The sequence below is a fragment of the Acinetobacter sp. P1(2023) genome (assembly GCF_028367635.1).
Lineage (GTDB): Bacteria > Pseudomonadota > Gammaproteobacteria > Pseudomonadales > Moraxellaceae > Acinetobacter > Acinetobacter pittii_E.
This window is the reverse complement of the sequence record NZ_JAQNDD010000009.1, coordinates 116,588-129,543: the sequence shown is the minus strand read 5'-3', so window position 1 is coordinate 129,543 and position 12,956 is coordinate 116,588. Positions and strand designations below refer to the sequence as shown.

Below are 12,956 nucleotides of genomic sequence, written 5' to 3'. Positions count from 1 at the left end.
ATCTATTGTGCCATAAAAAACTATTTGAACATGGAACAATCAGTCAACTTCTGACGAACATTGCTCATATAACAGCTAAAAATACGATTTTTAACGATAAAATATGCCAAAAGCATTATAATTTATAAGAAAGTAGCATATTGTTTTTTTTAATAAATGCCGCAAAATAATTACCCTCTGCATTTGGTGCTGGGATTTATCTTTAAGAAGTAGGAGTTCTTATGTCCAAGAGTGGGTTTGGTCAAATGTATCGTCGGCTTTCGAGTAAACTACTTGACCTCGTGGTAACACCACATGTTCTTGGGGAAGTTCCTACTGAACCAGTATCAGAAACAACAGAAACAGAAGCAAAGACTGAGCGCAAAAAAGTGGTTTGCTATGTCTTGCAAAACCATTCTAGAAGCAATGCTTTAGTGGTTGATGGAGAAACGCGTCGTTTAAATTTAAAACCTGCGTTAGATCCATTAGTTGTTGGCACTCATCAGGAAAAAGCATCAGTTTTATTTTTACAGCACAATGATGAAAATAATTTACTGAATCCGCCTCCTCATGCTTTTCCACCACGCTTAATAAAACTGATTGAAGTTTTACAAGAAAATCCTGAACTTGATATAGAACTTGTTCCGGTTACAGTTTTATGGGGCCGTTCGCCAGATAAAGAAGATTCTTGGTTTAAATTATTATTTTCCGACACATGGGCAACGCCAAGCACAGTTAAGCAGTTGGTTAATATTGGTTTGCATGGTCGTCAGTCTTATTTAGAGTTTCATGAACCGCAATCGCTACGTGAATTGGTTGAATATGCCCAGCAGCATTATCCAAATCTTTCACCAGCAACTTATATTGTAAGTACGTTAAATGATTATTTAGACCGTCAGCGTGAAGTGGTGCTAGGTCCCGATTTATCGGATCGCCGTAATGTCATGCAGTCAGTCGTAAAATCTCGTGATGTTCAAGAAGCAATCCGCCGTGAAAGTATTCGCGGAAAAGTGAGCATGCTTGAAGCGGAACGCCGTGCGATTGGTTATGTGAATGAAATCGTATCGGATTATTCACATTCAGCAGTGCGCTTTGCTGACCTTGCCTTAACTCGCTTATGGACTCAGCTTTATGACGGCGTAGAAGTACATAACTTTAGTACGGTTCGTGAGCTGGCAAAAGACTATGAAGTTGTCTATACACCTTGCCACCGCAGTCACATTGATTATTTATTATTGTCATATGTGATCTATAAACGTGGTTTAATGGTTCCGTATATTGCTGCGGGTGATAACTTAAACTTACCATTTGTTGGGCAGCTTTTACGTGGAGGCGGTGCATTCTTTATTCGCCGTTCTTTCCGCGGTAATGGTCTATACACCACTGTATTTAAAGAATACTTATATAGCATCTTGTCACGTAATACCCCACTTGAATACTTTATTGAAGGTGGACGTTCACGTACAGGACGCCTATTACCGCCTAAAACCGGTATGCTTGCCATGACAGTTCACAGCCATTTACGTGGTCGTGCTAAACCAATCGTTTTCTTACCAACATATATTGGTTATGAACGACTCATGGAAGGCTCAACTTACGTAGGTGAAATGCAAGGTAAGCCAAAAGAAGCCGAATCTATTTTTGGTATTGTGAAAACCTTACGAAAAATTGAACGTATCTTTGGTAAAGTCCATGTGAACTTTGGTGAACCCGTTTTCCTTGATGATCTGCTTAAGCAACATAATGCAGAAAACGTTTACATCGAGAAAAATGACGACCCAATCCCTCAAGCTGTTTCAGATGCGGTAAATAGCTCTGCACACGCAATTTTAGAAAATATTAACCGAGCGGTGGTCATTAACCCTGTCTCTTTACTTTCTATTATTTTGCTTGCAACTCCAAAGCATACGCTTGATGAAGAAATTTGTATTAAGCAACTAGAGGCTTATCGTAACTTGGCATCAAACTTCCCATATGACCAACGTATGGAAGTAACGCCACTTTCTGGTAAAGAAATTATCGCGTATGGTTTAAAGCTTAAACTTATCAAACGAGTTCAGCATGCGCTTGGCGATATTATTGCGATTGAAGATAATCAAGCCGTTCTTTTGACTTACTTCCGCAATAACATTTTGCACGCCTTTGTTTTACCATCATTGGTGGCTTCACTTGTTGAACATAATGGAAAAATCAGTCGTTCAGATTTAACCAATGTCATCTATACGCTCTATCCATTCTTGAAAGCTGAGTTATTCCTTAAATGGAAGAGTAGCGAGCTTAAGGCACAAATTGAGCAATATGCTGATGCATTAGTTCAATCTAACCTTATCCAACAAGACGATGAAGGTAACCTGATTAGCTCTGCACCAAATACAGAAGAACATAATCAGCTTGTTGTTTTAGCTACTCCTGTTAAGCAAAGTCTTGAGCGTTACTACATGACGCTTGCGCTCATTACTCAACGCGGTTCGGGGAATATTTCTGCGAAACAAGTTGAAGAGTTAAGTCATCTACTCGGACAACGTTTGTCAGTTTTATATGAATTTAATTCGCCAGAGTTCTTCGACAAAGCTTTATTCCAAAGCTTCTTAAAAGTACTTACACAGCAAAATTACATTCGTACTAACGATCAAGGCCAAATTGAGTTTGATGATAACTTCCGTCAAATGGCTGCTGGCGCACAGTTAGTGCTTGATGAAGTAACCTTACAAATGTTACAGCACATTACCACATTTACTGACGAAGAATTAAAAGATGCTCTTGAAGCAATGGCCTCTCAACAAGCTAAACGTCGCTTAAAACGTAAAAAAGCTTAAAGTCTTCAGACAAAATAAAAGGCAACCTCGGTTGCCTTTTATTTTATTAGCGAATTGGACATTCAAAATAACGTGGATCATCCATACAACGCAAACGTTTCATAAGTTGAACAAAATAAGCATCGTAGTAACCTGAAAGGACGTACTGATTACGTATTTTGGCAACCATCACGTCATAACTTTGTTTTTCATAAAAAGAGACATCCACCCAATAATAAGCAGGTAAATGATTTTCCCATTGTGTTGCACGGTTGGTTAGCAATTGGCTATTATGAACAAACCATCCCCGAATTTTTCGGCCAAAATTAGCAGGATAAGCTTGCGGTTTAATAATTAAATTAACCCCAAAATATGCCAAAGGAAAATTGATAACTTGAGTATCTGGTCCAAATTCTTTTTGTAAGTTATATGGTAATAAGCCATACACAGGAGCAGGAACAATATCGATTTTATTTTGCTTAAACTGCACAATCGCGTTAGATAAATCAACATAAACTGGCCGAGCACCTACACTTCGTACCAATGCTTGTTGCGGTGGATTATTGGGTAGCACACCAATACGTTGATTTCTTAATTGAGCGACTCTAGAGAGGTTCTTATTTTTTAGAACCATGTAAGCAGTTCCAATAGGAATCATTCCTACAGCTTCATAGTCCTTAGAAACCAGTCTTTTCTCAATTGTAGGGTGATTTAAAAGCTGCAAGAAGCTTTTAGCTGTACGATTATTAGGAATTAGTCCTATACCCGCGGTACTCCCCATAAACTGGTTATAATGATAAGTATTGAAATTGGATGCAGCTAGACCTGAACATTTCCCACCATCAAAAGCTTGTATTGCCTGCTGTTCTTTTTGATAGGTAACTACTTTAAATTTGACTTGATATTGCTGGGCATATAGCCGAATGTCATTTAAACGGCGAGTAATATCCCCTTGGGACCCAATAGGATCATATGCGCACCACACCTGATCCTCAGCCCAACTCGCAACAGCTACTACGCTCAAAATCAGAGCTAAACAAATTTTTTTCACTTTCAACCTTTTTATCTTTATCGGCAATTTGACTGCCTCATCAGGTATTTCTGTTCTTATTTAAAGTTTAATCAAAATTTTATTTAGTACCATGAACATTTAAACATAATAAATAGTCATTAAAGCAAATTGGATGCTCTAACTGAAAACCCGTTGCTGGCAAATGTTTCGCATAAATTCTTTTACCTGAAATTTGGCTTGATTCCAAAGTTAACTCTGGCAATCCTAATTGTTTTTGAAACCAGACTATAACCTCATGTAATGGTAATGGCTGGTTATTCGTCACAATATAGCTCGCTTGATGAGTTTCGTAGTCAGCCATAAAAGCTAAAAATCTTGCTAAATCATCAATATGTATTCGATTGCTATAATGTATGTTTGGATAACTTCGACTATTTTCAGCCATTTTCTTTAAACGGGCAATAGAAGTTCCATAAATACCAGTAGGGCGAACAATTACACATTGCGCTGGATAATGTTTCTGCCAGAGTAGTTCCATATTACGTAATACATGGCCTTGTTCATCACTTGGATGAATTTCACTAAAATCATCAATGATCTCCCCCGCCTTTTCACCATAAACCCGTGTCGACGAAACAACGATTATTTTTTTTATCGGATGTATTTTTAATGCTTCTCGAATCGGTTCAATACTATCTACATAAGTGTGCTGGTAGCCCTCAACCGTACTCTCGTTTGGAGAAAGCAAGATATATACAATATCTACAGGTTCAATTTTACTTAAATCGAGCGAAAAAATATCTTGGACAAGATGTGTTGCGTAACTATCCGTTTTTACACTACGGCTGATTGTGGTAATTTGATGTTCTTTCTCAAATAGTTGTTTAGCAACACGCTGAGATGTTTTACCATAACCGATAAATAATATATGCATAGAAAACTCGTTGAGGGGACATGACTTCAGTCCATCAGTTACAAGGCGTTGGATCGGCTTCAGCAGCCCTGCTCGAAAAACTAAATATTTTTACCACAGATGATTTACTGTTTCATCTGCCACGTGATTATGAAGACCGAAGTACGATTATTCCAATGAATCAACTTGTGGTTGGTCGGAGCTATTTGCTCGAAGGTGAAGTCAAATCAATTGACTTTCCTCCGGGAAAAAGAAAATCCATGGCAGCCTTGGTGCAAGATGAATTTGGTAAAGTCACCTTACGCTTTTATCATATTTATAAAAACCTGACTGACAAAATAAAACCTGGTCATCGCTTACGTATTTTTGGTGAAGTTCGTGTTGGTGCTCGCGGCCTTGAGATGTACCATCCCGAAATTCAGCTCATTCATGAACATACACCTCTACCCAAAACTCAACTGACAGCAATTTATCCAAGTACGGATGGGCTGACTCAGCCTAAATTACGCGAATACGTTAAACAAGCTTTAAAGCATCATAGTGATGCCCTACCAGAGTTACTCCCAAAACAATATACCAATGGCTATGCGCTGAAAGAGGCTTTGTATTACATTCATGAGCCTCCCGTTGATGCCAATATGCTTCAATTGGCCCAAGGATCTCATCCTGCGCAGCAACGGCTTATTTTTGAAGAACTGGTTGCACATCAAATTAGTTTACTTAATCGCCGTGCTTATATTCGTCAAATTGCATCACCTGCTTTTTCAAGCAGCAAAATATTAGCTAAAAAGCTATTAGAAGCTTTACCTTTTCAAATGACCAATGCACAAAAACGTGTATCTAAAGAAATTTTAAATGACTTAAAACAGCACCAACCTATGCTACGCCTAGTGCAAGGTGACGTAGGTGCTGGAAAGACCTTAGTTGCTGCTGTGGCCGCGTGCCATGCTTTAGAAGCCGATTGGCAGGTTGCATTAATGGCTCCTACTGAAATTCTGGCAGAACAGCATTATTTGAATTTTAAACGTTGGTTTGAACCATTAGGCGTTACAGTAGCCTGGTTGTCTGGTAAACAAAAAGGTAAAGCTCGCGCTCAAGCAGAACAACAAATTAAAGAAGGTCACGCAGAACTTATTGTAGGTACCCATGCCTTATTTCAAGACAATGTTGGTTTTGCCAAATTAGGACTCGTGATTATTGATGAACAACATCGCTTTGGTGTAGATCAGCGTTTAGCTCTACGTAATAAAGGTGCTGAGCAGTTCACTCCACATCAACTCGTAATGACGGCCACTCCCATTCCAAGAACTCTAGCAATGAGTGCATATGGTGATTTGGACACGTCAATAATTGATGAGTTGCCTCCGGGCCGTACTCCAATTCAAACGGTTACCATTCCTCTTGATCGTCGAGAAGAAGTACTGCAACGTATTGCTTCAAATTGCAGAGATGGGAAACAGGCGTATTGGGTATGCACACTGGTTGAACAGTCTGAGACTTTAGATGCTCAAGCAGCAGAAGCCACCTATCAGGAAATGAAAGAACGCTTTCCTGAACTTAATATTGGTTTAGTGCATGGCAAAATGAAAGCTGATGAAAAGCAAGCCGTTATGCAAGCATTTAAAAATAATGAATTACAACTTCTTATCGCAACAACAGTTATTGAAGTTGGAGTCGATGTTCCTAACTCCTCTATTATGGTGATTGAAAATGCTGAGCGTTTGGGCCTTTCTCAGTTACACCAATTACGTGGTCGTGTAGGTCGAGGCGCTCAAGCCAGCTTTTGTGTACTTCTATATAAAACGCCTCTTTCACAAAATGGGCAAGAGAGACTTTCTATTTTAAGAGAAAGTAATGATGGCTTTGTGATTGCAGAAAAAGATCTAGAGTTACGCGGACCGGGTGAATTACTAGGGACTAAACAAACTGGGGATATGGGATTTAGAGTTGCTCGGTTAGAGCGAGATGATCACTTACTGAGTCAAGCTCACTATGTAGCACAGCAAGTTTTAAAAGATTACCCAGAACAGGCAGATGCTCTATTAAAGCGCTGGCTTCCTGACGCACCTCGCTACGCCTATGTTTAGTTTTTTAAACGTCCAACATCTTATTCAGTTATTTTCACCTTGCTCATTGTGCGAGTTAGGTACGCGAGAAAAATATTCACTTTGTAAAGACTGTTGGGAACAGCTGCCTTGGCTTAAACAAACGATTCAACGTAATAATCAATCTGTTCTTGTGGCCTGTGACTATGCTTATCCAGTTAACCGGATTATTCAGCAGTTTAAATATGAACAGAAATTACATTATCAAATCTTATTAGCGGAAATTTTAAAACAATTAAAATTTCCTAAAGTACAAGCTATTGTACCCATGCCTATTTCCAATCAACGTTTAATTGAACGTGGTTTCAATCAGTCATTATTACTGGCCAATATTTTAAGCAAACACTTAAAAATACCTGTTTGGCAACCAATTCAACGTTTAAACGAACATTCTCAAAAAGGTCTTTCTCGACTAGAACGTTTTGAAAATATAGAACAACAATTTATACCTCATCATAAAGAGAAACGACGTTATCGCCGTGTTCTCATTATTGATGACGTGATAACCACAGGAAGCTCTATTCATGCGCTCAGTCAAGCCCTTCAACAATTAGGCTGCACATCTATTCACATGGCTTGCCTAGCGGCAACACTAAAGAATTAGGCTATTGCACTGTAGATAAATACTCTTCACACCAAGGAATGACAATTTCTTTGGTCAATGGTGCAAGTTGAGTTTCTGAATCATTTAAATCTATCCACTTCATTTCTGCAATTTCAGCCGCAATTTGAGGTGCTTGGTCGAGCTGAACTAGATATAAATGACTCACTAAAATATGATCTGGTTCATTGGCAGCTGCAGTTTCGAAATAGCCAATAAATTGCTCAATCACACAAGAGCTACCTACTTCCTCTAAAATTTCTCGCTGTATGGTGATCTCTGGTGCTTCATTGGGTTCCAGCTTGCCACCCACTTGCATAAAAGCTTGAGTATTTTGCTTTCTTACGAGCAATAACTGATTTTGCTCATTTAAGATCACTGCGGCAGCGACCGTGATTGTTTTCACCTATTTAACCTCATTTATGGTTGAACATCTGCATTTGTCCATTTTGGAGCAGGAGCCTGATATTGCTCAAACTGTTGAAGAATATCTTCAATGTTGTCTGATGCGATCAATTTATCAACGAACCGTGCTTGGCTAAATCCATTATCTACCGTTCCTTGGATCATTTTAAGTAAATCTTCATAAAAACCCGCTACATTTAAGAAAGCACATGGCTTTTGATGAATCCCTAATTGCGCCCATGTCCATTGTTCAAAGATTTCTTCCAATGTACCTGCGCCACCCGGCAAAGCAATAAAGCCATCTGAAAGATCCGCCATTTTGGTTTTACGCTCATGCATATTTTCGACCACATATAATCTGGTTAAGCCCGGATGAGCTAACTCACGATCAACTAAAGCACGAGGGATCACGCCAATGACTTGTCCACCTGCTTGTAAGGCACTATCGGCAACGACACCCATTAGACCTGAGCGACCACCACCATAAACCAAGGTCTTACCTTGTTTTGCAATAGCCTCGCCTGTAGCTTGGGCAATTTGCTGGAAAATTGGGTTTGAACCAAGAGATGAACCACAGAAAATACAAATTGATTTCATAGTGTAAAAAACCGTTTTATTGAACTGTCATGCTGACAAACTAAACTATCGATAGAGTTTTTTTTTGCAAAATAGCGTATTGGCAAGTGTTTTTCGGCAAATCCTTGTCTAAAATACACCCATCCATTTCCATCAGACTGCGTGAGGAAAAAAGACACATGCTTGAAGCCTTTTATGCCACAGAACGCGGAAGTCTGGAAGATGCCACCATCAATGGTGGATTTGATCTACATCCCGAATTAGTCTGGCTTGATCTTATTGCACCCTCGCAAGAAGAGCAACAATGGGTATTAGATGCCTATGACCAAAACTTACCAACACTAAAGTCGCTTGAAGATATTTCATCCTCTGCACGATTTTACCGTGATGATGACGGTATTTTGCATATCAGTACTTATTTTTTAACGAAAAATAAAAATTATCAGGTAGATGGTGACGCAGAAGACTCATCACACATTTTAGCAATGGTGCAAACGGTCGCTTTCATTTTACATAAGGACCGTCTGTTCACGATGCGCGGGGAAAAGTTAGTTGCTTTTCGCGCCTTTCGTGCACGTGCTCGTCGAAATGACTATGACATGGACTATAAAGATCCTACATGGATTTTATTGGGCCTTCTTGAAGCAAAACTCGATGAGCTTGCGGATATCTTAGAAGATATCCACAAAGATTTAGAAAAATACTCCACAGAGGTTCTAAATAACCACCAACGTGAAAAAATTCTAGATCTTGATGACATGATTACACGCCTTGCTCAACAAGAAGATATGCTAGGAAAAGCACAACTCTGTCTCATTGATTTACGACGTGTGCTCACTTTCTTATCTCGTCCACGAGCATTAGGCAGTCATATCTATGATGCCGACATTCGAGAACTAAGTGAGGATGTGCGCTCACTGGTAGAACATGATGCCTTCTTATTCCAAAAAGTACGATTCTTACTTGATACGACTTCCGGATTCATTAATACCGAACAGAATGACACGATCCGTCGATTCTCGATCTTACCAAGTATGTTAGCTCCACCTATGCTCATTGCCAGTATTTATGGCATGAACACAGACGTATTACCTTTTGCGCATGGCACGACCAGTTTCTTCGTTGTATTACTCATTATTATGGGTTTCTTTATCGGTCCAATTATTTACTTCCGCTGGAAAAAATGGATCTAAGCTTTGTAATAAAATGCTAATTTCAAGCATAAAAAAGCACCTAAATATAGGTGCTTTTTTTATATCTTAAACATCAGATCAGATGCAGATCTTCCTGCAAATGGCAAGCTTGAATGATCTTCAGCATTTTCTCGGGTACATTTTTAAAATGCAAACCAGTATTTTTTGGAGTTTCTCGTAACCATTGAACTAAAACAGCCAATGCCAAGGTACTACCATGCTCAAGCTCAGTTAAATCTACCACTAGAGGGAAGCTTTGCTGCTTCTTTATGATAGCCAAACCTGCTTGATACTGTTGTTCCGCATTTTCAAAATCAATTTTTCCCGAAACAACCAATTGTTGGTTGAGATACTGAACCACTCGTCACCTACTTATTTCTGTTTGTTTTGATTAACAGCTGCGTCTGCATCAGGTTGGAACGTTGCAATTGCTTTATTTAAATCACCGCCATTGCGTTTCACTGTTGCAGCAAACTGATTACGGAACTGTAATCCTAAATCAATACCAGAAACATTGATATTACGGATTTTCCACTGAGTACCTTTGTCAGCTAACTGGAAAGAGACAGGAATTTTTTCACCATTGTGATTAAAGTCCAATGTCACTACAGGGTTTTTACCCGCAGTTGCCTTATAAGGACGCATGGTATAGCTTTGATTCGTATATTTAGCAAATGCACTGCCGTAATTTTCAATTAATGTATTACGGAAATTCGTTTCAAACTGAGCACGTTGTGCAGCTGTACTATACTGATTCGTCGCATAAGTACCCATCACAATACGAGTGAACGCTTGTGAATCTACATACGGGTCTAAATTCTGACGTACGATCGTTTTTACCAACGCAGGATTGCTTTGTAATTTTGCATGATCTGCTTTTAAACGAGCGATCAAGCCATCAGCAACACGCTTAATAAAATCAGGTGGTGCTTCTGAAGGCGCAGCAAATGCTGTACCTGCAATCATCGTAGACAAAAGACTTGCTGTCAGGGTTTGTTTAAACAACGTATTCACCTGGAACTACTCCTTCAAATAATCTTTTACTCAACAAATGATGTTTGTGCACTGTCATTATTAGTGCTTGCAGGAGTACCTGCATCTGTTGAGGCTGAACCAGCGGCAACTTTACCTGCACCACCGCCAGTAATAAATTTACTAATTAAATCTTCTAAATCCATGGTTCCTTGAGTATTTGAAATCACATCGCCACGTTTAAGATAGTTTAAGCCACCACCTGGAACGACTTTCAAATATTTCTCACCCAACAAACCATTTGTTGCTACCATTATATAAGCATCTTCATCAATACTTGTGATGGAGTTCATGTTACTGGTCAGTTGCTGTTCCATTGCTTTTTGTTGCTCTGGAGAAGCTTGCGTGTAGTCAGAACTATAACGGAGTTCATCTAAAGCATTTTTTTGAACTTCTTTTAGCTGCTCAGCATTAAAACTTGTCAATTTTCCATCTAAACCAAAGGTTACCGTAGCCAAACGCGTAACCGGATCAAGGGTAATTGAATCAACACGACCAATTGTGACACCGCTCATCGTTACTTTAGCACGAGGCTTTAAACCGTTGACGTTATCAAACTGAGCCTTCATGGTATAACTATCATTTAAGTTAGTTCCAACAAGGCCACTAACTTTCATGGCTAAAAAGAACAAGGCAATACCGAAGATAATAACAAAAATACCTACGGCCAGCTCACTACTACGTGATTTCATTAAATCCCTCCGAACATGACCGCAGTCAACACGAAATCAAAACCTAAAACACATAATGAAGAATATACAACTGTTCTCGTCATTGCAGTTGCGATTCCTTCCGGAGTCGGATCACATGCATATCCTTGATATACCGCAATCCATGTACATAACAAAGCAAACACAATACTTTTGATAATGCCATTTACGACATCATGCCCAAATTGCACATTGTTTTGCATTCCGCTCCAGAATGAGCCTTCATCGACGCCAAGAAAATCAACACCTACCATTTTACCGCCCACAATACCAATCGCAGCAAAAATGACAGTGAGCATCGGTAAGCTGACCACTCCCGCCCAAAGACGTGGTGATACGATTTGTTTTAATGGGTCAACACCAATCATTTCCATGCTAGCAAGTTGTTCACTTTGCTTCATTGAACCAATTTCTGCTGTTAATGCAGAACCCGCTCGACCAGCAAATAACAAAGCAGCAACTACAGGTGCCAATTCACGCAGTAATGTTAAAGACACCATTGTGCCTAGCATTGATTCACTGCCGACGTTTACTAAAATTGAATATCCTTGTAAACCGAGTACCAAACCAATAAATAGGCCCGACACTGTAATAATTAACAAAGACATTACCCCTACCCGATGCATTTGGTAAATAAATCGTCCAAAGCCACCAGATGAAGGAAAAGAAAAAACAATTTGTAAGAGCATTAGTGCCGCAACACCAATCCCTCGAATCCGCTCAATAACGAGTCTACCTAACCAGGCAATCGTATTCATGGACGAACCTCGTTATTTAAATAGGCTTGATGACTAAATTGGTATTCAACCGGTCCTTCTGCCGAACCTGTTAAGAATTGGCGTACAAATGGAGAAGCATATGCTTGTAATTCTTCTGGCGTTCCTTCCCCTTGAATTTTTCCTTCTGCTACAACGTAAATGTAGTCAGCAATAGAAAGGGTTTCAAGAACGTCATGCGAAACAATAATTGTGGTTAAATCTAAAGCTTCTCGCAATGAACGAATTAAACGTGTCAACACACCTTTTACAATCGGGTCTTGCCCTGCAAACGGTTCATCGTACATGATTAAATCAGGGTCAAGTGCGATTGCACGTGCTAAAGCGACACGACGGTTCATACCACCCGAGAGTTCTGTAGGCATTAATTGTTCAGAACCACGCAACCCTACTGATTCAAGTTTTAAAGCAACTAGCTCAGCAATTAGATTTTCAGGAAGCTTGGTGTGCGCTCGGATCGGGAACGCTACATTTTCATAGACGGACATATCCGTAAATAAAGCACCGCTCTGAAATAACATACCCATACGTGCACGGGCAGAAAAGAGTTCTTGACGAGACATTTTGGCAATATCTTTACCGTCGAGCAAAACTTCACCCTGATCAGGAACTAGCTGTCCACCAATCAGACGTAATAATGTTGTTTTACCTGTACCAGAAGGTCCCATAATGGCCGTAATCTGGCCTCGACGTATATTTAAACTAATATTGTCATAAATGACGCGTTCCCCTCGATTAAAACTCAAATTTTTCACTTCAATAAGTGGTTGAGCCGAGAGAGGAGTTTTATTATTCATAATGGCAATCGTTCCTGCACTTTTATGCACGCATACTATAACACTGAAAATTGGCAAACTTG

13 protein-coding genes are annotated in these 12,956 nt (G+C 39.5%); 4 read left to right on the top strand and 9 right to left on the bottom strand.

From position 1 onward, the window contains the following. Nucleotides 1–221: 221 nt before the first annotated feature. Nucleotides 222–2,795, top strand: a complete 2,574-nt coding sequence (gene plsB, locus POD11_RS13845; protein WP_262457559.1) for a glycerol-3-phosphate 1-O-acyltransferase PlsB — start codon at nt 222–224, stop codon at nt 2,793–2,795. 46 nt (nt 2,796–2,841) lie between these two features. Here the strand turns inward: plsB and POD11_RS13840 are convergent, their stop codons facing one another. After that, on the bottom strand, nt 2,842–3,825 hold the full coding sequence (locus POD11_RS13840; protein WP_262457557.1) for a putative solute-binding protein: 984 nt from the start codon (nt 3,823–3,825) through the stop codon (nt 2,842–2,844). 79 nt (nt 3,826–3,904) lie between these two features. Next, nucleotides 3,905–4,720, bottom strand: a complete 816-nt coding sequence (locus tag POD11_RS13835; protein WP_262457555.1) for an SDR family NAD(P)-dependent oxidoreductase — start codon at nt 4,718–4,720, stop codon at nt 3,905–3,907. Between the two features lie 20 nt (nt 4,721–4,740). Here POD11_RS13835 and recG point away from each other — a divergent pair, with 20 nt between their 5' ends. Together recG and POD11_RS13825 are read left to right on the top strand one after the other, a co-directional pair. After that, nucleotides 4,741–6,786 carry an ATP-dependent DNA helicase RecG gene (gene recG / locus POD11_RS13830; protein ID WP_262457554.1) on the top strand — a complete coding sequence of 682 codons (2,046 nt, stop codon included), beginning with the start codon at nt 4,741–4,743 and terminating at the stop codon, nt 6,784–6,786. Beyond that, nucleotides 6,779–7,408, top strand: a complete 630-nt coding sequence (locus POD11_RS13825; protein ID WP_262457553.1) for a ComF family protein — start codon at nt 6,779–6,781, stop codon at nt 7,406–7,408. Before recG ends, POD11_RS13825 begins: the two co-directional genes overlap by 8 nt. 1 nt (nt 7,409) lies before the next feature. Here the strand turns inward: POD11_RS13825 and POD11_RS13820 are convergent, their stop codons facing one another. Beyond that, entirely contained in the window at nt 7,410–7,811 is a 402-nt protein-coding gene (locus POD11_RS13820; RefSeq protein WP_262457552.1) for an NUDIX hydrolase, read from the bottom strand. A gap of 14 nt (nt 7,812–7,825) precedes the next feature. Next, on the bottom strand, nt 7,826–8,407 hold the full coding sequence (locus tag POD11_RS13815) for a TIGR00730 family Rossman fold protein (protein ID WP_025470442.1): 582 nt from the start codon (nt 8,405–8,407) through the stop codon (nt 7,826–7,828). 158 nt (nt 8,408–8,565) lie between these two features. On the opposite strand from POD11_RS13815, the gene POD11_RS13810 reads away from it, so the two are divergent. Next, nucleotides 8,566–9,579 (top strand): magnesium and cobalt transport protein CorA, encoded by a 1,014-nt coding sequence (locus POD11_RS13810; RefSeq protein WP_016142961.1) that lies wholly within the window; start codon nt 8,566–8,568, stop codon nt 9,577–9,579. A gap of 73 nt (nt 9,580–9,652) precedes the next feature. Here POD11_RS13810 and POD11_RS13805 read toward each other — a convergent pair whose 3' ends face one another. From POD11_RS13805 to POD11_RS13785, 5 genes are read right to left on the bottom strand one after another with little or no spacing between them, the layout of a single operon-like run. Continuing rightward, entirely contained in the window at nt 9,653–9,940 is a 288-nt protein-coding gene (locus POD11_RS13805; RefSeq protein WP_016142960.1) for an STAS domain-containing protein, read from the bottom strand. Between the two features lie 11 nt (nt 9,941–9,951). Continuing rightward, nucleotides 9,952–10,593 (bottom strand): MlaC/ttg2D family ABC transporter substrate-binding protein, encoded by a 642-nt coding sequence (locus tag POD11_RS13800; protein WP_016142959.1) that lies wholly within the window; start codon nt 10,591–10,593, stop codon nt 9,952–9,954. A 26-nt stretch (nt 10,594–10,619) separates the two neighbouring features. Further along, the gene (gene mlaD / locus POD11_RS13795) at nt 10,620–11,303 is read right to left on the bottom strand and encodes an outer membrane lipid asymmetry maintenance protein MlaD (RefSeq protein WP_262457551.1); all 684 of its coding nucleotides are present in this window, start codon (nt 11,301–11,303) and stop codon (nt 10,620–10,622) included. After that, nucleotides 11,303–12,079, bottom strand: a complete 777-nt coding sequence (gene mlaE / locus POD11_RS13790; protein ID WP_002117010.1) for a lipid asymmetry maintenance ABC transporter permease subunit MlaE — start codon at nt 12,077–12,079, stop codon at nt 11,303–11,305. The genes mlaD and mlaE overlap by 1 nt, the downstream gene beginning before the upstream one ends. Then, on the bottom strand, nt 12,076–12,894 hold the full coding sequence (locus POD11_RS13785; protein ID WP_016143581.1) for an ABC transporter ATP-binding protein: 819 nt from the start codon (nt 12,892–12,894) through the stop codon (nt 12,076–12,078). The genes mlaE and POD11_RS13785 overlap by 4 nt, the downstream gene beginning before the upstream one ends. Between the last annotated feature and the right edge of the window lie 62 nt (nt 12,895–12,956).